The 19,414-nt window shown below is 70.9% G+C and carries 19 protein-coding genes and 1 pseudogene; 10 read left to right on the top strand and 10 right to left on the bottom strand.

Features of this window, described 5'->3' with window-relative positions; all coding sequences use genetic code 11:
* Positions 1–72: 72 nt before the first annotated feature.
* The 3 genes from ABZO29_RS07120 to ABZO29_RS07110 all read right to left on the bottom strand — a co-directional run bounded on the left by ABZO29_RS07120 (position 73) and on the right by ABZO29_RS07110 (position 2,072).
* Positions 73–723: a zf-HC2 domain-containing protein gene (locus ABZO29_RS07120; RefSeq protein ID WP_367319284.1), complete on the bottom strand. Its 651-nt coding sequence runs from the start codon at positions 721–723 to the stop codon at positions 73–75.
* A gap of 141 nt (positions 724–864) precedes the next feature.
* Positions 865–1,380 (bottom strand): hypothetical protein, encoded by a 516-nt coding sequence (locus ABZO29_RS07115; RefSeq protein ID WP_367319283.1) that lies wholly within the window; start codon positions 1,378–1,380, stop codon positions 865–867.
* A 143-nt stretch (positions 1,381–1,523) separates the two neighbouring features.
* Positions 1,524–2,072, bottom strand: coding sequence for a sigma-70 family RNA polymerase sigma factor (locus ABZO29_RS07110; RefSeq protein ID WP_367319282.1), 549 nt, complete (start codon positions 2,070–2,072; stop codon positions 1,524–1,526).
* A gap of 211 nt (positions 2,073–2,283) precedes the next feature.
* Here ABZO29_RS07110 and ABZO29_RS07105 point away from each other — a divergent pair, with 211 nt between their 5' ends.
* Positions 2,284–3,432 (top strand): CapA family protein, encoded by a 1,149-nt coding sequence (locus ABZO29_RS07105; RefSeq protein ID WP_367319281.1) that lies wholly within the window; start codon positions 2,284–2,286, stop codon positions 3,430–3,432.
* A gap of 15 nt (positions 3,433–3,447) precedes the next feature.
* Here the strand turns inward: ABZO29_RS07105 and ABZO29_RS07100 are convergent, their stop codons facing one another.
* Positions 3,448–3,921: a MarR family winged helix-turn-helix transcriptional regulator gene (locus ABZO29_RS07100; RefSeq protein WP_367319280.1), complete on the bottom strand. Its 474-nt coding sequence runs from the start codon at positions 3,919–3,921 to the stop codon at positions 3,448–3,450.
* 57 nt (positions 3,922–3,978) lie between these two features.
* Between ABZO29_RS07100 and ABZO29_RS07095 the strand changes: the two genes are divergently transcribed.
* Positions 3,979–4,797 (top strand): alpha/beta fold hydrolase, encoded by an 819-nt coding sequence (locus tag ABZO29_RS07095; protein ID WP_367319279.1) that lies wholly within the window; start codon positions 3,979–3,981, stop codon positions 4,795–4,797.
* A gap of 21 nt (positions 4,798–4,818) precedes the next feature.
* On the opposite strand, the gene ABZO29_RS07090 is transcribed toward ABZO29_RS07095, so the two are convergent.
* Positions 4,819–5,280: a universal stress protein gene (locus ABZO29_RS07090; protein ID WP_367319278.1), complete on the bottom strand. Its 462-nt coding sequence runs from the start codon at positions 5,278–5,280 to the stop codon at positions 4,819–4,821.
* An 88-nt stretch (positions 5,281–5,368) separates the two neighbouring features.
* Here ABZO29_RS07090 and lysX point away from each other — a divergent pair, with 88 nt between their 5' ends.
* Entirely contained in the window at positions 5,369–8,647 is a 3,279-nt protein-coding gene (gene lysX, locus ABZO29_RS07085) for a bifunctional lysylphosphatidylglycerol synthetase/lysine--tRNA ligase LysX (protein ID WP_367319277.1), read from the top strand.
* 89 nt (positions 8,648–8,736) lie between these two features.
* A complete protein-coding gene (locus ABZO29_RS07080) occupies positions 8,737–9,573 on the top strand; it encodes a polysaccharide deacetylase family protein (RefSeq protein WP_367319276.1) in 837 nt (278 codons plus the stop codon).
* A 90-nt stretch (positions 9,574–9,663) separates the two neighbouring features.
* Here ABZO29_RS07080 and ABZO29_RS07075 read toward each other — a convergent pair whose 3' ends face one another.
* Positions 9,664–10,326, bottom strand: a complete 663-nt coding sequence (locus tag ABZO29_RS07075; RefSeq protein ID WP_367319275.1) for a class F sortase — start codon at positions 10,324–10,326, stop codon at positions 9,664–9,666.
* Between the two features lie 336 nt (positions 10,327–10,662).
* Between ABZO29_RS07075 and ABZO29_RS07070 the strand changes: the two genes are divergently transcribed.
* On the top strand, positions 10,663–11,157 hold the full coding sequence (locus ABZO29_RS07070; RefSeq protein WP_367319274.1) for a hypothetical protein: 495 nt from the start codon (positions 10,663–10,665) through the stop codon (positions 11,155–11,157).
* 66 nt (positions 11,158–11,223) lie between these two features.
* On the opposite strand, the gene ABZO29_RS07065 is transcribed toward ABZO29_RS07070, so the two are convergent.
* Positions 11,224–11,988: a hypothetical protein gene (locus ABZO29_RS07065; RefSeq protein ID WP_367319273.1), complete on the bottom strand. Its 765-nt coding sequence runs from the start codon at positions 11,986–11,988 to the stop codon at positions 11,224–11,226.
* 17 nt (positions 11,989–12,005) lie between these two features.
* On the bottom strand, positions 12,006–12,143 hold the full coding sequence (locus tag ABZO29_RS07060) for a hypothetical protein (RefSeq protein ID WP_367319272.1): 138 nt from the start codon (positions 12,141–12,143) through the stop codon (positions 12,006–12,008).
* 704 nt (positions 12,144–12,847) lie between these two features.
* On the opposite strand from ABZO29_RS07060, the gene ABZO29_RS07055 reads away from it, so the two are divergent.
* The 4 genes from ABZO29_RS07055 (at position 12,848) to ABZO29_RS07040 (ending at position 17,413) form a co-directional block, all read left to right on the top strand.
* Positions 12,848–13,792 carry an SCO0930 family lipoprotein gene (locus ABZO29_RS07055; protein ID WP_367319271.1) on the top strand — a complete coding sequence of 315 codons (945 nt, stop codon included), beginning with the start codon at positions 12,848–12,850 and terminating at the stop codon, positions 13,790–13,792.
* A 245-nt stretch (positions 13,793–14,037) separates the two neighbouring features.
* Positions 14,038–14,850 (top strand): SAM-dependent methyltransferase, encoded by an 813-nt coding sequence (locus ABZO29_RS07050; RefSeq protein ID WP_367319270.1) that lies wholly within the window; start codon positions 14,038–14,040, stop codon positions 14,848–14,850.
* Complete coding sequence (locus tag ABZO29_RS07045) at positions 14,847–16,982, top strand: putative bifunctional diguanylate cyclase/phosphodiesterase (protein ID WP_367319269.1); 2,136 nt, start codon at positions 14,847–14,849, stop codon at positions 16,980–16,982. The genes ABZO29_RS07050 and ABZO29_RS07045 overlap by 4 nt, the downstream gene beginning before the upstream one ends.
* 50 nt (positions 16,983–17,032) lie before the next feature.
* Complete coding sequence (locus ABZO29_RS07040; RefSeq protein WP_367319268.1) at positions 17,033–17,413, top strand: DUF4440 domain-containing protein; 381 nt, start codon at positions 17,033–17,035, stop codon at positions 17,411–17,413.
* Positions 17,414–17,441: 28 nt separating this feature from the next.
* On the opposite strand, the pseudogene ABZO29_RS07035 reads toward ABZO29_RS07040, so the two are convergent.
* Positions 17,442–17,717 (bottom strand): annotated as a pseudogene (locus tag ABZO29_RS07035) (LysR family transcriptional regulator substrate-binding protein); the annotation flags it as partial.
* Positions 17,718–17,736: 19 nt separating this feature from the next.
* Entirely contained in the window at positions 17,737–18,621 is an 885-nt protein-coding gene (locus ABZO29_RS07030) for a LysR family transcriptional regulator (RefSeq protein WP_367319267.1), read from the bottom strand.
* A 120-nt stretch (positions 18,622–18,741) separates the two neighbouring features.
* Here ABZO29_RS07030 and ABZO29_RS07025 point away from each other — a divergent pair, with 120 nt between their 5' ends.
* Positions 18,742–19,413, top strand: coding sequence for a succinate dehydrogenase (locus ABZO29_RS07025; protein WP_367326067.1), 672 nt, complete (start codon positions 18,742–18,744; stop codon positions 19,411–19,413).
* Position 19,414 lies beyond the last annotated feature (1 nt).

Below are 19,414 nucleotides of genomic sequence, written 5' to 3'. Positions count from 1 at the left end.
TTGCCGTTGACGTGATTCACGGTTCAACCGGGTACTTCGCGGTTCAACCGGACGTCCTCAACTCGTCGGCGTCTAACGGGCCTTGAGGGTCACGAGATGCTCCCCGTCCATCGTGCGGACCTCGTACCGGGCGATCTGGTCGGGGTGCCAGGCCGCCGCGCCCTGCATGGTGTTCGGCCGGGCGTCGTGGTCCGGCTGGTTCCAGCTGGTCACCGTCTGTTCCGAGCCGTCGGTGCCGATGGCGATCAGGTGGCAGGCGCGGGGGCCCGCCCCGTCCTTGATCGTCACCTCCACCTTGCTGCCCCAGGCCTGGTCCTCGGTGGTCACCTGAGCCCACACACCGGACTTCTCGTCCGTCGCCGTGACGCTCACGGCATCGTCACCGCCGCCCGCCACCACCGCGACGGCGGGCCCGGCCAGGGCGACGGCCACCGAGGCGGCCACGGCGTACAGCAGCCGCCTGCGCCGGGCCCGGTGCCGTGCCGCGACCTCGCCGAGCAGCCGGTCCAGCAACCGGGGGCCCGGGCCGGCGAACGGGTGCACCGAGCGTGGCGTGGCTCGCCGGTACAGCATCATCTGCCGTGTGACAGGGCCGAATTCGGTGACCTGCGCCGCGCACCGAGGACACTCCATGAGGTGGTCCTCGAAGCGGAAGGCGTCCGCTTCGTCAAGCACGCCGAGCGCGTACGCGCCGACGTCCGCATGCCTTTCCAGGGACCTCATGCCGAATCCTCGTGCCGTTGGGTGCGGGTGGGGTTACTCCTTGCTCCCATCGGTACGCACCAGTCAGCCGAATCACTCAAGGCGCACACAGAATCGAGACCAAGATATTCGGAGCGGTCCGGGCCCCGGATTGGTCGGATTCTAAAAAAGATGGATGGCGAGATGCCCCAGGGGCAGCCCGAGCTGCCAGGCCGGCGTCCAGACCTTCGGCCCGTCGTCCTCGCCGATGGGCGGGGCGCCGCCCGGCACCGCGTTCAGGTCCGGGGCGAGCAACTCGGTCTCCTCCAGCCAGCGCCAGGCCGCGGCCGCCAGCTCCAGGTCCGGCACGGGGTCCGGGGACCGGGAGGCGTCGGCCGTCAGCTTGGCCATGCGCTCGCGCACCCACTCCTGCCACGGCTGGTCGTACGCCGTCAGCGAGAGCCAGGTCTCCAGCTGGGAGACGACCCGGATGCCGGGGAGCTCGCCGTCGGTGTCGGAGAGGAAGATGGTCAGCGCCAGCGCGTCGCGCCCGGCGCGGAACTCGAACGACGTCGGCGGCATCAGGTCGCCGGTCCGCAGCAGTTCGTCGGCGATGTACTCGGCGTACAACCAGGCCATGGGGACGATGAGTTCACCGCCGCCGGTGCCGTCCGTGCTCTGTCGACCTCTGTGCAGCATCCCTTCCTGCCTTCCTCCGGTGCGTGCGCGTCGCCCCCGGGCCCCGGGTCGGGACCCCATCCGGAACACGGATGAGGACAGCCGATTACTCAACCGGGGTCCTCAGCAAGGCGCTTTACGGAGGTTTGACTCGACCATTGGTTTCAGTGCAGGTCGGCCGCGTATCCCGGAAGCACCCGGCGCAGGGCGCGCAGCGCGTAGTACGCGCGGGACTTCACGGTACCGGGCGGAATGCCCAGGGCTTCGGCGGCCTCCGCCACACTCGCCCCCTGGAAATACACGAGCACCAGGACTTCACGGTGCTCCGGAGTGAGTGTCTTCACAGCTTCGCGCACATCGAGGGTCGCGGCCGACCGTTCGGCGTGATCGGCGCACACCGGCGCGTGCTCCAGGACCGCGTCGGCGACCTCCGCCGGCCGTGCCAGCCGGGCCCGCCGGGCGTCGATCGCGAGGCGTCGTCCCACGGTGAGCAGCCACGGCCGTACGGAGTCGAAGGCGTCGGTGCGCAGGGCCTCGGGATGCTGCCAGGCCCGTACCAGTGTCTCCTGCACAAGGTCCTCGGCGCGCTGGCGGTCGCCGTCACACAGCCTCAGCAGCAGCGCGAAGAGCGGCCGTCCGTGCTCGCGCTGCAGTGCGGCGAGCTCGTGCTCGGCGGTCGTCGTCCTGTTGGTGAGGGTGGTTCCGGCCGTCATGCGCGTATGGCATCGCAGGGCGAGTCCGAGGGACAGGGGGCGCACACGGGTCTGCGGCGGACGGTCGATCGCGTCGACGAACGGTTCGACGAACGGTCGCGATACCCCGCTCGCGCACACCGGACGGGTTAAAGACGGTCACCGGTCCGTTTGCGGCGGCGTCCAAACTCACACCTATTTGTGCGTAAATATGACTACAGCGGGGTGAGGAATGATCGCACGCAGCCGACAAGTGGCCCTGGCCGTAACGGCCCTGCTCGCGGCGGGCGCAGCCTGCCAGGCCCAGCACAACGCACAGACGGCCAAAGCCGGACACCCGGCCCCGTCCTCCTCCGCCTTCACCCTCGTCGCCTCCGGCGACGTCCTGCCGCACACCTCGATCATCGAGCAGGCACTCTTCGACGGGGGCGGCACCGGCTACGACTTCCGGCCGATGCTCGAGGGCGTCGAACCCGTCGTCTCCCGTGCCGACGTGGCGCTGTGTCACATGGAGACGGTCTACGGATCGAACGGCGACTACACCGGCTACCCCACCTTCAAGTCCCCGCCGGAGGTCGCCGCGGGCCTCGCCGCCACGGGTTACGACGGCTGCTCAACGGCCTCCAACCACACCCTCGACGACGGCGCGACCGGCATCCGGACGACCCTGGACGCCCTCGATGCCGCGGGCGTACGTCATGCCGGGTCGGCGCGCACCCAGCAGGAGGCCGACACCGTCACGATCCTGCGCGCGGGCCCGGCGAAGGTCGCCCACCTCGCCTACACGTACGGCACGAACGGCTTCCCGCTCCCGCCGGGGGAGCCCTGGGCGGTCGACCTGATCGACGAGGAGCGGATCCTCGGCGACGCCAGGGCCGCGCGCCGGGCGGGCGCCGACGTGGTCGTCGTGTCCCTGCACTGGGGAACCGAGTGGAAGGACGAACCGGACGAGCAGCAGCGGACGCTGGCCCGGCGGCTGACGGCCTCCCGTACGGACGGCCGCCCGGACATCGACCTGATCCTCGGCACCCACGCCCATGTCCCGCAGGCGTACGAGAAGGTCAACGGCACCTGGGTGATCTACGGGATGGGCGACCAGGTCGCCGGTGAGATGGTCAACCACCAGGGCGTCCAGGACCCGCGCGGCAACCAGTCCACCCTCGGCCGCTTCACCTTCTCCCCGCCGGCCGAGCCGGGAGGACGGTGGAAGGTCACCAAGGCCGAGTTCATTCCGCAGCTGTTCGACATCGACGCCGGCCGGGTGGTCGACCTCAACCAGGCCCTCGCCCGGGGCGCCGACGTGAAGGGGGTGCGCGACCGGATCAGGGACGTGGTGCTCGGTCGCGGCGCGGCCGAGGACGGCTTGGTGATGGGGGAGTAGGGACCGGCCGGCGGCTCAGTCCACGTCGACGTGGTCGAAGGTCTTCACCATCTCCGTGAGCACGCGCACGCAGGCCCGTACCTCGGTGTCCGTGAGCGCGCCGCCGACCTGCCGGTTCAGGGTGTGCTCCCGGGCGAGGACGGCGGTGATCGTCGCGCGGCCCTCGTCCGTGAGCCGGATCAGCGAGGACCGCTGGTGTGCCGGGTTGGGTACGCTCTCGACCCAGCCGTGTCCCGCCGCGTCGTTGACCATGCGCTGCACGAACTGCCGGCTCAGTGCCTGGGCCCGGCCCATCTGCGGAACCGTCATGGGGCCGTTCTGGCGCAGCAGGTTCAGGACGGCGCGCACGCCGGCGGACGCCCCCTCGATCGGTTCGGCCTGCTCCACCTTGCGCGCGGCACGCCGGTAGAGCGGGCCGACGAGATCGAACACCTCGGTGAGGCGGTGGCCGAGCTCGTCGGGCGGGAGCGGCTCATCGATGTCGTTCACCCGGCCATCATGACACCTTGGTTGCCAAACTGCCGAGAGAATGACACCTTGGTTGTCATGACTGCTGCTTCGGATCTGCGCTTCTTCGCCTCCGCCGACGGCGACCTCGCCCACCGCGACACGGGTACCGGGGACGTCGTGGTGCTGCTGCACTCCGGATGGGCCGACCACCGGGTCTTCGACGACCAGATACCGGCCCTGGCCGCCGCCGGCTTCCGTGTGATCGCGGCCGACGTACGCGGCCACGGCTTCTCCGCAAACGCGACCGAGCCGTTCCGCTGGGCGGACGACCTCGCCGGCCTCCTGCGCCACCTCGACACCGGACCGGCGGTCCTCGTCGGTCTGTGCATGGGCGCGGCGGTCGCGACCGACACCGCGCTGGAGTACCCCGAGCTGGTGCGAGCCCTGGTCGTCAGCGGAGCCGCGACCAGCGAGTTCGAGTACACGGACCCCTGGACCCTGCAGCGCGCGGCCGAGTCGGCCCGCATGCTGGGCGAGGGCGACGTCCAGGGCTGGGTGGAGGCCTTCGCGCACAACGCGGCCGGACCGCACCGCACGGTCGACGAAGTGGACCCGGACGTCGTCAGGCGCCTGCGCGAGATGGCCGCGCACACCCTCGCCAAGCACACCGCGGACGAGACGAACTGGCACGTACCCCTGACCGGCACCTGGACCCGCGTACCCAAGATCGACGTCCCGGTCCTCGCCGTCCACGGCGCCCTCGACGCCACCGACGCCATCGGCATGGCCCAGCGCCTGGCCGAGACGGTCCCGAACGGCCGTTCCGTGACGATCGAGGCCACGGCCCACTACCCGAACATGGAGAAACCCGAGGAATTCAACACGATCCTCACGGAGTTCCTTCGCGCCCTCTGACTCCGCAGGGGTCCCCGGCGGCTACGGCACCACCGTCACCGGCCACCGCCCCGCCTTCACCAGGCGGACCGCGACGGAACCGACGATGCGGTGGCCGGCCTGTTCGGAGGCGCCCACCACCACTGCGTCCGCCTTGAGTTCGTCCGCGGCCTTGGCCAGGCCGTTGTAGGGGTCGCCGCGGAAGGTGTGGAACTCCCAGCGCACGTCGAACGTCCCCTTGACCCGCTCGGCGGCGTCCCGGATCTCCGCGACGAGGTCCTCGGCGATCCGGTCGGTCGTCTCCGCGACCGGGGCGCCGAGGGCCGCGCCCGCCGCCAGCACCGGCTGCACGTACACGATCGCGAGCAGGGCGCGCTGTCGCCGGGCCAGGCCCGCCGCGTACGCCGCCGCGCGGAACGAGGAATCGGAGCCGTCCAGGCCGACCATGATGACCCTGGGTCCGTCCGTGCCCAGCTCGAACTGATGCGCGTGCTGTTCCGTCACGCCCCGAGGCTATCGGACGGCCCAGGTCCAGCCGCCGGCCAGGACCGCTCGACGGGCGAGGCGCGCGCGGTGTTCCTACAGTCGGAACATGATTGCCACCGTGGAGGCCGCCACGGCCAAGGACACGCCGGGCCCGATACGGCCGCCCGCGAGCGGCGTCCTCAGCAGGGTGCCGCAGGGCTTCGCCACCTTCTTCGGTGCCCTCGGACTGCTCTGCCTACTGCTTGCCCTCATACCGCCGCTGCGCAGGCCGCTGCGCCCCGTCGTCCGTCTGCTCGACCTGCTCATCGTCCCGGTCAGCGCCAACCTCGCCTACGCCGTCTTCCTGTTCCTGCTGGCCGCCGCGACCGCCGCCCGCAAGAAGATCGCCTGGTGGCTGGTCGTCGTCTACCTGGGCCTGGTGGTCCTGACCGACGTCCTCGGCGTGGCGGTCGGACTGTACGGCGCCTCCGTCCCGTCGCTGGTCGTGTGCGGCCTGCTGCTGGTCCTGCTGGTCGTGGCCCGCAGGGAGTTCTACGCCTCCTCCCGCCGCGCCGCCGTACGGCGGGCCCTCGGCGTTCTGTTCGCCGGACTCGCCGCGGGAATCCTGGTCGGCTGGGGGCTGGTGGAGCTGTTCCCCGGCACCCTGCCGTACGGCCAGCGCCTGGCGTGGGCCGCGAACCGGGTCTGCGGCGGCCTCGTCTCCGCCGGCTCGTTCGACGGCCGCCCGCCCCGCGCCCTGTTCTTCCTGCTCGGCCTGTTCGGCGCGCTCGCCCTGCTGAACGCCGCCGCCACGCTGTTCCGTTCGCAGCGCCTGGAGGCGGGCCTGCACGGCGACGAGGAGGCCCGTATCCGCGCCCTCCTCCGGCGCTACGGCGACCAGGACTCCCTCGGCTACTTCGCCACCCGGCGCGACAAGGCCGTCGTCTTCTCGCCCAGCGGCAAGGCCGCCGTCACCTACCGCGTCGAGGCCGGCGTCTGCCTGGCCGGCGGTGACCCGGTCGGCGACCGCGAGGCCTGGCCGCACGCCATCGCCGCCTGGCTCGACGTGGCCCGCAGACACGCCTGGGCGCCCGCCGTGATGGGCGCCTCCGAGGACGGCGCGAAGGCCTACGCGCGCGCCGGCCTGGGCGCCCTCCAGCTCGGCGACGAAGCGATCCTGCACGTGCCCGACTTCGACCTCGGCGGCCGTGACATGCGTGTCACCCGGCAGGCCGTCCACCGCGTCCGGCGCACCGGCGCCCGCTGCCGCATCCGCCGCCACTCCACCCTCACCGACAAGGAGATGGAGGAGATCGTCGACAAGGCGGACGCCTGGCGCGACACCGAGACCGAACGCGGCTTCTCCATGGCACTCGACCGGCTCGGCGACCCGGCCGACGGCGACTGTCTCCTCGTGGAAGCCCTGAGCGAGGACGGAAAGCTGCTCGCCCTGCTCTCGTTCGTGCCCTGGGGCAGCGACGGCATCTCCCTGGACCTGATGCGCCGGGACCGCGGCGCACCCAACGGCGTCATGGAGTTCATGGTCGCCGACCTGTGCGCCGCCGCGCCGAAACTGGGGGTGCGCCGGATCTCCCTCAACTTCGCGGTCTTCCGTTCCGTCTTCGAGGAGGGCGCCCGTATCGGCGCCGGACCGGTGCTGCGGCTGTGGCGGCGCCTGCTGCTGTTCTTCTCCCGCTGGTGGCAACTGGAGGCCCTGTACCGCTCCAACGCCAAGTACCGCCCCGAGTGGTACCCCCGCTTCCTCTGCTACGGCGAGGCCGCCTCCCTCGCCCGTATCGGCCTCGCCTCCGCCATCGCCGAGGGCTTCGTCTCCGTACCGTCGCTGCGCAAACTCTGGGGAAAGGGGCACCCGAACGCCGGACAGCGACCGGCCGGCACCGAAGGACTGCCGTCGCTGTCGGCGCTCGGCCTCGACGGAGGGGGCGAGGCCGGGCGCGCCGCCGCGGACTCGCGTCCGCCCGAGCAGGTCCGCATCCGGCACCGCACACTGGACCGGCTGCGCGCCGAGGGCACCGACCCCTACCCGGTCGCCATCCCGGTCCGCACCCACACTCTCGACGAGGTCCGCGAGGGCGACCGGGTGACGGTCGCCGGCCGGATCATGCGGGTGCGCGACTTCGGCGGCATCGTGTTCGTCACGCTGCGCGACTGGTCCGGCGACCACCAACTCGCCCTCACCCGCGAGGACTCCGGGCCCGCCCTGGACCGCTTCACCGCCGACACCGACATCGGCGACCACATCACCGCCACCGGCCACGCGGGCGTCAGCGACAAGGGCGAACCGACCGTCTTCGTCACCTCCTGGCAGCTCGTCGGCAAGTGCCTGCGCCCGCTGCCCGACAAGCGCCGCGGTCTGGCCGACCCGGAGACCAAGGTCCGTATGCGCTACCTCGACCTGGTGTCCGACCCCGGCGCCCGCGAGGTGATCCGCGCCCGTTCCACCGCCGTACAGGCCCTGCGCCAGAACCTGCTGGACCGCGGCTACCTCGAGGTCGAGACCCCGATGCTCCAGCAGATCCACGGCGGCGCCAACGCCCGCCCCTTCACCACCCACATCAACGCCTACGACCTCGACCTCTATCTGCGCATCGCCCCCGAGCTGTACCTGAAGCGGCTCTGTGTCGGCGGCATGGAGAAGGTCTTCGAGATGGGCCGCACCTTCCGCAACGAGGGCGTCTCCTACAAGCACAACCCCGAGTTCACGGTGCTGGAGGCCTACCAGGCCTTCGCCGACTACGACGTGATGCTCGACCTCACCCGCGAGCTGATCCAGGGTGCGGCGACCGCCGCCTTCGGTGCGCCCGTCGTCCGCAAGGACGGCACCGAGCACGACATCTCCGGGCAGTGGCCCGTCAGGACGGTGTACGGCGCGATCTCCGACGCGCTGGGGGAGGAGATCGACCCCGACACGGACCTGGTACGCCTGCACCGGCTGTGCGACCGCGCCGGCGTGCCGTACATCGCGGACGACGGTCACGGTGACGTCGTCCTGGAGATGTACGAGCGGCTCGTCGAGGAGAAGACCCGGCTGCCCACTTTCTACAAGGACTTCCCGACCGACGTCTCCCCGCTCACCCGGCAGCACCGCAAGGACCCGCGGCTCGCCGAACGCTGGGATCTCGTCGCCTTCGGCACCGAACTCGGCACCGCCTACTCCGAGCTCACCGACCCGGTCGAACAACGCCGCCGCCTCACCGCGCAGTCCCTGCTCGCCGCCGGCGGGGACCCGGAGGCCATGGAACTGGACGAGGACTTCCTCGACGCCCTCGAATACGCCATGCCGCCCACCGGCGGCCTCGGCCTCGGTGTCGACCGGCTGGTCATGTTCCTCACGGGCCTGACGATCCGTGAAACCCTTCCGTTCCCCCTGGTGCGCCGCCGCTGACCCGGAACACTGGGCCGGACGGGTGATTTCGTGCCGCCACACCGGTGTTGCCGTGGTGCGTCGGGGACGATCCGGGCGACTGATGAGTCATGCAGAAGGATCAGTTGCTCACGCGCCGGGCGTTGCTCGCGGGCGCCACCGCTGTGGGAGCGGCCGGCGTGGCCGGTGTGTTCGCGTTCGGCGCGGGCGGCGAACCGGCCGGAACCCCGGCACCCCCGGCGGGCGCCCCGGCCCGGCAGCTCCCGGAGAAGGCCTCCGCCTACCGACTCCAGCCCCTGACGGGATACGGTGCGCCGCGCGCGGCACCCCCCAGGACCCTGGTGCGTCACGAGCCCTTCCTGCGGCTGTCCGGACGCGGTCGCACCATGGTGCTGACCTTCGACGACGGGCCCGACCGCCGCTACACCCCGAGCATCCTGAGCACGCTGCGCGAGTACGACGTGCGCGCCATGTTCTTCGTCTGCGGAGAGATGGCCGCCGCCAACAAGGACCTGCTCGCGCGGATGGCCGACGAGGGGCACGTCGTCGGCAACCACACCTGGTCCCACCCGCTGCTCACCCGCCTCACCCCCGCCCGCATCCGCTCCGAGATGGAACGCACCTGCGATGTCATCGAGGAGGGGTACGGCGAACGCCCCCAGTGGTTCCGTGCGCCCTACGGCGCCTGGAACCGCACCGCCTTCCGGCTCGGCGCCGAACTGGGCATGGAACCGCTCGCGTGGACGGTGGACACCCTCGACTGGAAGACACCCGGTGTCCGCACCATCACCACCCGGGTCGAAAGGGGCGCCGCCCCCGGTGTAGTGGTGCTCTCGCACGACGCCGGGGGCGACCGCTCGCAGAGTGTGCGCGCGCTGCGGGCGTATCTGCCGCGTCTGCTGGACTCCGGTTACCACATCACCGTCCCGCAACGGCACTACGTATAGCGGGCCTTCGCCACCGGCTGAAGCGCCACCGGCTGAAGCGCCACCGGCTGAAGCGCCCACGGGTGAGCGAGCGAATCGCAGCAGTCCGGGTCAGTGAACCTCGGCCAGGCGGGCGAAGACTACGACGTTCCCGGCGTATCCGTTCTGCCTGGAGAAACCGCCGCCGCAGGTGATGACCCGCAACTCCGGGGCGCCTTTGGACGCGTAGACACGGTCGCCGGGGAAGTTGTTCTTCTCGAAGACCTCGATGCCGTAGATCTCGAACACCGCGGTCTTGCCGTCCTGACGGGCGACCTCGATGCGACTCCCTTTTCTCAGGGCCCCGAGTCCGTAGAACACGGCGGGGCCCTGCCTGTTGTCGACATGGCCGACGACGACCGCGGTTCCCTTCTCGCCGGGCGAGACGGCGCCGGTGAACCAGCCCGCCAGGTTCGGGTCCTCGGGAGGTGGCGCGCCGACCCAGCCGTCCGAGTCCAGTCCGACCGGGATGACCGGTGCGTCGACGTGGATGGCGGGGATCCGGACCCGGTCGGCCATGGAGTACGGCAGGGGGTCCGGGGTCTGGCCGGAGGCGCCCTGGCCCGCACGGCTGTCCGCGGCGGCCGCGGAGGCGGGCTGCGGCGGCCCGATGTCGAACTCCCCCGAACCGTTCCGAATGAGCGCGAGACCGGTCAGCAGAACAAGCGCCGTCACGCCCCACGGAGCGCGCTTCCTCTGCCGGACCTCCTCTTCGGCCAGCTCGGACGCAGACATTCGCCATCCCCTCTCGACGTGGCCGTCGCCACGTCAATTCGCGCATACGGGAACGCTAAGTCCCGAATGCGGAACCGGCGACGGGGGCGGATACGAACGGGTGACCCCGGCGTTTTCCGGTGAGCCATCCGAGTTGCCGCGTCCAGGAATTTTCTGATGGCCCGTGACCTGCGGCGACATCCGGTTGTGCGCTTTTCGTGCGGCGTGTTCTCTCACCAGGACGGACCATTCTCGAAATGCGGCCTCGCGCACGGCGCCCGAGGGTCTGTGCAGGAGACGTTTTCTCGCCGATAGACCAGGGGACGGGCCCCGGGGGCGTCTTCCGCGGAGGATCACATGCGTACCATTCGTGCCCTGGCGGCCTCTGCCGCCGCGGTCACCGCCCTCGGACTCGCCACCCCGGCCGCGCTCGCGCGGGACGGCGGGGGCGGCCCGAGCAACATCGTCGCTCTGCCGAGCGTCATCGCCCGAGGCGGACAGCTGACCATCACCGTCGACAACTGCCCGGCCGGCGGGACCGCCACCTCGGACGCGTTCCCGTCGACGCCACTGACACCGATCAGCGGCGCCAACCAGACCTCGAAGGGCACCGCCACGGTCAACAGTGACGCGAGAGCGGGTTCGCACAGCATCACGGTCAACTGCAACGGCCGCACCCTGACGAACCCGGCCGCCTTCACCGTCATCGGCGGCGTCCGCGGTGGTCTCGGCGGCAGCAGCTCCAGCGGGGCGACCCCCACCGACATGGCCATCGGCGGCGGGCTCGTGGCGGCGGCCGTCATCGGCGGCGGCCTGTTCTGGGTGCGCCGCCGGGCCGAGAAGCGGATCTGAGCCCGGAGGGCGTACCCGCGGCCGGGGGACACCTGTGTCCCCCGGCCCGGTTACGGTGACCGCCTGTCAGCCCCTGACGTTCGGGAACAGACTCAGGAACGGTTCCGCCGAGGCGGCGATGCCGCGGCTGTAGGGCGCGTCGAAGTCCCAGATCAGGAAGAGCAGGAACGCGATCAGCGCCGAGAACAGCCCGGCGAGCAGCAGTTCGCGCGGTGTTCGCCGGATCTGCAGCGCGAGGACCATCCCGACGGTGACCACGGCTCCGCCGAGCAGTCCGAACCAGACCACGCCCGGCATGGTCGGCCCGGTCGACGCCGCCCGGGCGTTGCGCGCCTGGTCCGCCGCGGCCACCTGGTCGACGAGGGGCTGATAGGCCTGGGCCTGGAAGTCGGTGCTCGGCTCGTAGTCCGTGACGTCGGCGCGGATGCGATCGAGGAGCCTGTCGCCGCGCTCCGTGACGCGACCGTGGTCGGCCATCGCCTTCCACTCGGCGGTGATGACGTGTCCGACATAGGTGTTGACATCGCCCCGAATCCGGTCACGTTCCTCGGCGGGGTAGACCCGGACCCGCTCCGAGATCTCGTGCAGCGCCTGCGCCTCCGCCTGAATGTGGTCCTGTGCGGCACTGCGTGCCTCCCAGACACCCGCGATGGCCAGGCCGAGGACGATGGCGTACACCACGCCGATCCACATCGTCATGTACTCGATGACGTCCGGAGTCTCCGAGGGGTCCTCGTCCTCGGCCGCCGTGCGGTGGCGCAGGAGGGTGATGACGACCACCACGACACAGGCGGCCAGCATCGCGAGGGTGAGAACAAGCCATTCCGGCAAGAGATGCCTCCAGGGGGTCAGCGCGGACGCAGCGCGGCGACGGCGACGACCGCGGGCGCCGTGATGAGCAGGACGTAGGTGAGGGGTGACGTGACGTTGTGTGACGGTCGTTTGCGCGGCGGCGTCTGGTACGCCGGGTAGCTGACCGGGGTCACTGAGGGACGGGGAGCCGGCTCGGGCGGCGGCGGGGTGGGTGTCGGCGTGGGCGTCGGCCGGGGGCGGGGGGCCGCGGGCTGCGGGGCCGGCGGAGGCGGTGGCTCGGGAGTCGGAATGGGTGCCGGCTCGGGCGGTGCGGGGGTCGGGGTCGGACTGGGTGGAGCGGGCGTGGGTGCCGGGGAGGGTGGGGACGTCGGGGTCGGTGGCGGGCACGGTGGGGGAGGCGGTGGCGGCTGCGGGCACGGCGGAGGAGACGGCCACGACGCACTTCCGGCCACCGCCACCGCCTCGATGCCCTCCGGGCCGGTCGAGGCGGACGCGCAGGCGTCGGCCACCGCTGTTCCCGCCGGCGCGCCCACCAGGATCCAGGCCAGTGCCACCAGGGCCAACAGTCTTGCGGCGAGGGCGGATCGGGTCGCTTCGGGTCCATGCACGACGGAGATCATGAGCAGTCGTGGCCCAGCCCATGCCCGGCTGCCCGGGGAGTGGCACGAAGGGAGGAAGCCGGGCCGACGGGGTTTGAACGGCGGACGAAAGAGTGTCGGGTTGTGGGCTCATGTGCGACCTGATGCGGACGGTGCCACAGGTTCTGGAAAGAAATTTGTGCCTCGGTTGAACACAACGGCTGTCCCCGTGCGTACCCATGGTCGTGCGGCGGCGCAGCAGGGCGCTGCAACACCCTTGCGAATATGGGGAGTTGACAATGAAGACCTCCTGGCGGAGCGCCTCACTCGTGGCGAGCGGCGTGGCATTGCTGGCGCTGACGACGGCGTGCGGTCAGGAAAGCGGATCCGCATCCAGTCAGAACGTCGGCGCCACGGCCATACCCGGCAACCTGGGCAACCTGGGCGGCAGCGGCTATGGCGGGGCCAGCGCTTCCCCGGTCCCCTCGGGGTCGGTGGCCGCGCCGGCCACCGGGGCGGGCGAGTTGTCCGTCTCCACCAATGCGGAGCTCGGCAATGTGGTGACCGACGGCAACGGGATGACCCTGTACCGCTTCGACCAGGACACCGCGGAGCCGCCCAAGTCGAACTGCAACGGCGACTGCGCGAAGACCTGGCCGCCCGTGCCCGTGGACGACGCCGAGGCCGGCGAGGGCATCGACAAGTCCCTGCTCGGCTCGGTGACCCGGGCCGACGGCACCAAGCAGCTGACCATCGGCGGCTGGGCGGCGTACCGGTACGTGAAGGACGTCAACCCCGGGGACGTCAACGGCCAGGGTGTGGGCGGCAAGTGGTACGCGCTGGCCCCCGACGGCAAGAAGGCCAAGCTCTCCGACCTGCCCGGACTGTCCACCCGCAAGGACCCCAACCTGGGTGAGATCGTCGTCGACAAGAACGGCATGACGGTCTACCGCTTCCTGAAGGACAAGGCGTGGCCGAAGCCGGTCTCGAACTGCCTCGGCGCCTGCCTGGAGAAGTGGCCGGTCGTCTCGCCCGTCAACTTCAGCGACACCAAGGGCATCAAGGAGAAGGGCTACATGAACTTCACCCGGTCGGACGGTGTCAAGCAGCAGACGCTCAACTGCTCGCCGATCTACACCTTCTCGGGTGACAAGTCTCCCGGGGACATCAACGGTCAGGGCGTCGGCGGCCAGTGGTACGCCGTGGCGCCCGACGGAAAGCTGGTCGGCGCGCCGGGGCAGTAGAGATCACCTCCCCAGGGCTGATCCCCTCGCCTGCTCCGGTGTGCACGACCCCCCGGTCCGCCCCCTCCGCGCCGCACGGAGGGGGCGGACCGCTTTGTGCCGTCCTGCGACACCCGCGCCCTTCGGGCACGTGCCGCAGGCAGTGACCGGGAACGGACGGTCAATTTCCGTTTTGGCTCGCCCCGTTGGCGGGCGATCAGTAGCCTCTGCTCGAACACCGGATCGCCTACGCCTTGGAGAGATAGATGGAGCGTCCCGCCTGGGCCCCACGGAGCATCGACATCTCGGTGCCCAGCGTCTCGCGGATCTATGACTACTACCTGGGCGGTTCGCACAACTTCGAGGTCGACCGGGAAGCAGCCCGCAAGGCCATGGAGTTCATGCCGGGGCTGCCCAAGATCATGCAGGCGAACCGGGCGTTCATGCGACGGGCGGTCCGGTACGCCGTCGGCGAGGGCATCTCCCAGTTCCTGGACATAGGTTCGGGCATCCCGACCTTCGGCAGCGTCCACGAGGTCGCCCAGGCGGCACGGCCCGGTTCGCGCGTCGTCTACGTCGACCACGACCCCGTGGCCGTCGCGCACAGTCAGGCGGTCCTGGCGGGCAACGAGGACGCGGACGTCCTCGCCGCCGACCTTTGCAAGCCCCAGGAGATCCTGTCGAGCCCTCAGGTTGAGCGGCTGATCGACCTGAATCGGCCAGTGGCGCTGCTTCTCGTTGCCATACTGCACTTCGTGGAAGACGAGGACGACCCGTACGGGGCGGCGGCCGAGCTGCGCGACGCGCTCGCACCCGGCAGCCTGCTGATCCTCACGCATGCCTCGTACGAGGGAATCCCGCTGCCACCCGAGCGTGCCGGGGGCGTGGTGGACGTGTACAAGGACATACGCAACCCGCTGATCATGCGCTCGCGTGACGAGATCGCGCGGTTCTTCGAGGGGTACGACATGGTGGAACCGGGACTGGTGTCGATGCCGCAGTGGCGGCCGGAGGAGGCACCGGAGGAGGAGGATCCCTGGGCCTTCTCCGGTTTCGGCGGCGTGGGACGTACGGCGTGATCGCGGAGCCGGACGGGCCGGAGGACAGACTGCGCCGGTTCGCGACGATCTGGAGCCGGGCGGTCTTCCCGGCGACGTCGACGTCCCTGACCCGGCCGGAATTCGAGGAGCGACTCCTGCCGCTCGCCCGCAGGTTGAGCGAGGCGCTGCGGGCCAGGACCTTCCAGGCGGACGAGGGGAGGTCGGTGGGCGCCGCCCTCGTCGCCACGCACTGCACCGACCCCGACGCGCTGACCCGCACCCTGGACTGCGTCGACGCCTACCTCGTGCTCTACTGCGGCGGGGACGGCCCCCAGGAGGACCTGCGGGCCCGCTGCTCGCGGCTGCAGCACGCGGTGGCCGCCGGGTTCGCACAGGCGCTGCGCGAACGGACGCTGGCCGAGCAGGAGGCGATCGCCCAGGCGGCGCTCGCCGCCCAGGGCGCGGTCGCGCAGGCGCTGCACGCGAGCGAGGCCCGCTTCCGCGCGGTGTTCGAGGGCGCGGCGATAGGGATCGGCATCGCCGACCTGGACGGCAACGTGCTGCAGGTCAACGGGGCGCTGCTGCGCATGTTCGGTCTCTCCGAGCAGATGATCCGGGGCCGCAACGTCAGGGAGTGGACCCACGCCGAGGACGCGCCGCAGACGTGGACGCTGTACGACGAACTCGTCCGCGGCGAGCGCGAGCACTACCATCTCGAGAAGGCCTTCTCCCGCCCTGACGGAACGGTCCTGTGGACCAACCTGACGGTCTCCCTGCTGCGCGACGCCGACGGCGAGCCCCAGTACCAGCTGGCCCTCATGGAGGACACCACCGAGCGCAGGCTGCTCAACCTCCGGCTGCGCTACGAGGCCACGCACGACGCGCTCACGGGTCTGCCCAACCGCACCTTCTTCTTCGAACGCCTGGAGAAGGCGCTCGGTGCCGCCGACGGACAGCGCTTCGGGCTGTGCTACCTGGACCTCGACGGCTTCAAGACCATCAACGACAGCCTCGGCCACGCGGCCGGAGACCGGCTGCTGGTGGAGATCGCCGACCGGCTGCAGTCCTGCGCGACCGCGCCGGGCGAGATGGTGGCGCGCCTGGGCGGCGACGAGTTCGTGGCCCTGACCACCGGCGCCGACACCGAGCGCGAGGTCGACGAACTCGCGTCCCGCATCATGAACGCGCTGGTCGCCCCGGTCAGCGTGGACGGCCGGGAGCTGACCGTGCGCGGCAGCATCGGCATCGTCGAGGGACCGGCGGGGGAGCGCAGCGCCGCGGAGGTGCTGCGCAGCGCCGACATCACGATGTACCGGGCCAAGTCGGCGGGCGGCAACCGCTTCGAGCTCGCCGATCCGGAGGCGGACGCCCGCGCCATCACCCGGCACGGGCTCACCACGGCCCTGCCGACCGCCCTGGAGCGGGGCGAGTTCTTCATCGAGTACCAGCCGCTGGTGCACCTCGGCGACGGCAGCGTCCGCGGCGCCGAGGCCCTGGTGCGCTGGCTTCATCCGCAGCACGGTGTGCTCGGACCGGACCGGTTCATCCCGCTTGCCGAGCACACGGGCCTGATCGTTCCGCTGGGCCGCTGGGTCCTGGAACAGTCGGTGCGCCAGGCCAAGGAGTGGCGGGAACGGCACGGCGAAGAGGGCCCCCTGCGCATCAACGTCAATCTCTCGCCCTGCCAGCTCACCCATCCCGGTCTGGTGCAGGACACGGTCGAGATCCTGGAGCGCACGGGCGTCCAGCCGCAGGCGCTGTGCCTGGAGGTCACCGAGTCGGCGCTCATCGGCGCCGACGACGATCTGCTCAAACCGCTGCGCCGGCTCGCCGAGATGGGCGTCGACATCGCTCTGGACGACTTCGGCACCGGTTACTCCAACCTCGCCAATCTGCGCCGTCTGCCCGTGAGCATCCTCAAGCTGGACCGCTCCTTCACCCAGGGCATGCAGCAGTTCCCGGCCGACCCCGTCGACCTCAAGATCGTCGAGGGGATCGTGTCGCTCGCCCACAGCCTCGAGCTCGCGGTGACCGTGGAGGGCGTGGAGACCGGGGCCCAGGCCGAGCAGCTGCGGATACTGGGCTGCGACACGGCCCAGGGCTGGTACTACGCCCGTCCCGGCCCGCCGGAGCGGCTGCACGAGCTGGCGCTGGTGGACGCGACGGGGTGAGGCGGTAACTCGGTTGCGGGAGTGCCGTGATCGCACGCGATCATGGGCGAATGACCCATGCATCGGATGACGTGAACCAGGCGATCGCGGGTGAACTGAGCCTCATGGACCCGGCCGTCCGCATCTCCCGCGCGGAGGCGGTGCGCCTGCTCGACCCCGAGTTCGTCGAGGTCGGGGCCTCGGGGCGGCGCTACACGTACGACGAGACGGTGGCCGAGCTGCCCGACCATCCGGGCAGCTCGGCGGACGGCCCGCGCAACGAGCCGTCGGCGATCACCGGCGTCGTACTGGCACCCGGCCTGGTGCATCTCACGTACGAGACGGTCTTCGACGGCCGGCGCGCCCGGCGCAGTTCGCTGTGGCGCAGGCAGAGCGAGGAGACGGGCTGGCGGATGTACTACCACCAGGGGACGCCTGTCCCGCCCGAGTAGTCGGCGCAGCCGCGGGCTGCGGTGCTTCTCACCTCTCCAGGAGCATCCGCTGGAGTTCCCTGGCCGCACGTGGCGGAGCCACGTCGCTGCGGTGCGCGAGGGCGATCGTCCGGTGCAGCCCCGGCCGGGCCAGTGGTGTGACTCGCAGGCCGCGCCCGGAGCGTGCGGCCACCATCCTCGGTACGACGGCCACGCCGAGCCCGGCCCGCACGAACCCCAGCACCGCGTCCATCTCGCCGCCCTCCACCGCGAAGTCCGGCTCGAAGCCCTCCGCGCGGCACGCGGTGACGGTCAGTTCGCGCAGCCGCGGGCTGCGGTGCTTCTCACCTCTCCAGGAGCATCCGCTGGAGTTCCCTGGCCGCACGTGGCGGAGCCACGTCGCTGCGGTGCGCGAGGGCGATCGTCCGGTGCAGCCCCGGCCGGGCCAGTGGTGTGACTCGCAGGCCGCGCCCGGAGCGTGCGGCCACCATCCTCGGTACGACGGCCACGCCGAGCCCGGCCCGCACGAACCCCAGCACCGCGTCCATCTCGCCGCCCTCCACCGCGAAGTCCGGCTCGAAGCCCTCCGCGCGGCACGCGGCGACGGTCAGTTCGCGCAGGTCGTAGCCGTGCCGGAACATCACAAGGCGTTCGCCCTCCAGGTCGGCGATGCGGACGGTCCGCCGCCCGTCGCCCGGCCTGGAGGCCTCCGGTGAGGACACCACGACCAGGTCCTCGCGCAGCAACTCCACCGTCGTCAGCGCCGGCGACGGGGTCGGCAGCGGCAGCACGACCAGGGCCAGATCGAGGGCACCTCGGGCCAGCTCCCGTACCAGGTCGTGCGAGCCGCCCTCCTCGATCATCAGCCGGATGCCGGGATAGCGGTCGTGGAAGGCCCGCAGGACGTCCGGCAGCAGACCCGTGCAGAGGCTCGGCGTCGCACCGAGCCGCACCCGCCCGCTGCGCAGCTGCACCAGCTCCTGCACCTCGTGCCGGGCCGTCTCCGCGTCGGCGAGGATGCGCCGGGCCAGCGGCAGCAGCGCCTCGCCCGCGTCGGTGAGCGTGATGTTGCCGCGCGCCCGCAGGAACAGATCGGCGCCCAACTCCCGTTCGAGCGCCTTGATCTGCTGAGAGAGGGAGGGCTGGGCGACATGCACGAGATCCGCGGCCCGGGTGAAGTGCCGGGTCTCGGCGACCGCCACGAAGTACTGGAGTTGCTGGAACTGCACCCGACCATCATAGGCATCTGCTATTGAAACGAGCCGGGCCATGTCTTGGACCGATGGGGCCGAACGGCCCTAGCGTCTTGAGCCATGGCTCTGGCAACGCGGACGGACCGACGGCCGTCCATGGCGCGCACTGTGTGGGACTCCTCCGTCGGCAAGAAGACAGTGATGGCCGTCAGCGGCGTGATCATGCTGCTGTACCTGGTCGCCCACGTGATCGGCAACCTGAAGATCTTCTTCGGACCGGAGGAGTTCAACCACTACGGGCACTGGCTGCGCACCGTCGGCGAGCCGTTCATGCACTACGAGTGGACGCTGTGGCTCGTCCGCGTCGTACTGGTCCTCGCGGTCGTCGCCCACGCGGTCTCCGCCTACCAGCTCAGCCGCCGCGACATCAAGGCGCGCCCCAGCAAGTACGTGCACAAGAAGCCCCGGGCGAGCTACGCCACGCGCACCATGCGCTGGGGCGGGATCATCCTCGGCCTGTTCATCGTGTGGCACATCCTCGACCTGACCACCGGAACCGTGCACTCCGGCGGCTTCCAGGAGGGCCACCCGTACCAGAACGTCGTGGACACCTTCTCCACCTGGTACGGCAACGTCATCTACATCGTCGCGATGCTGGCGCTCGGCCTGCACGTCCGGCACGGCTTCTGGAGCGCCGCCCAGACCCTCGGCGTCGGCAGCCGCACCCGCGACCGCGCCCTGAAGACCGTCGCCGACGTCCTCGCGCTGCTGCTCACGTCCGGCTTCATCGCCGTACCCGTGGGCGTCATGACCGGAGTGGTGAGCTGAC

The sequence above is a fragment of the Streptomyces sp. HUAS ZL42 genome (assembly GCF_040782645.1).
In the GTDB taxonomy this organism is placed as follows: Bacteria; Actinomycetota; Actinomycetes; order Streptomycetales; family Streptomycetaceae; genus Streptomyces.
The sequence above is the reverse complement of the archived record's forward strand: the minus strand, read 5'-3'. Positions and strand labels throughout refer to the sequence as shown.

Coding starts and splice junctions, on each gene's coding strand:
- lysX (WP_367319277.1), top strand. CDS start 5,369: ATGATTGCCACCGTGGAGGCCGCCACGGCCAAGGACACGCCGGGCCCG.
- ABZO29_RS07040 (WP_367319268.1), top strand. CDS start 17,033: ATGACCCATGCATCGGATGACGTGAACCAGGCGATCGCGGGTGAACTG.
- ABZO29_RS07025 (WP_367326067.1), top strand. CDS start 18,742: ATGGCGCGCACTGTGTGGGACTCCTCCGTCGGCAAGAAGACAGTGATG.
- ABZO29_RS07110 (WP_367319282.1), bottom strand. CDS start 2,072: ATGACGGCCGGAACCACCCTCACCAACAGGACGACGACCGCCGAGCAC.
- ABZO29_RS07120 (WP_367319284.1), bottom strand. CDS start 723: ATGAGGTCCCTGGAAAGGCATGCGGACGTCGGCGCGTACGCGCTCGGC.
- ABZO29_RS07070 (WP_367319274.1), top strand. CDS start 10,663: ATGCGTACCATTCGTGCCCTGGCGGCCTCTGCCGCCGCGGTCACCGCC.
- ABZO29_RS07095 (WP_367319279.1), top strand. CDS start 3,979: ATGACTGCTGCTTCGGATCTGCGCTTCTTCGCCTCCGCCGACGGCGAC.
- ABZO29_RS07105 (WP_367319281.1), top strand. CDS start 2,284: ATGATCGCACGCAGCCGACAAGTGGCCCTGGCCGTAACGGCCCTGCTC.
- ABZO29_RS07115 (WP_367319283.1), bottom strand. CDS start 1,380: ATGCTGCACAGAGGTCGACAGAGCACGGACGGCACCGGCGGCGGTGAA.
- ABZO29_RS07050 (WP_367319270.1), top strand. CDS start 14,038: ATGGAGCGTCCCGCCTGGGCCCCACGGAGCATCGACATCTCGGTGCCC.
- ABZO29_RS07055 (WP_367319271.1), top strand. CDS start 12,848: ATGAAGACCTCCTGGCGGAGCGCCTCACTCGTGGCGAGCGGCGTGGCA.
- ABZO29_RS07075 (WP_367319275.1), bottom strand. CDS start 10,326: ATGTCTGCGTCCGAGCTGGCCGAAGAGGAGGTCCGGCAGAGGAAGCGC.
- ABZO29_RS07080 (WP_367319276.1), top strand. CDS start 8,737: ATGCAGAAGGATCAGTTGCTCACGCGCCGGGCGTTGCTCGCGGGCGCC.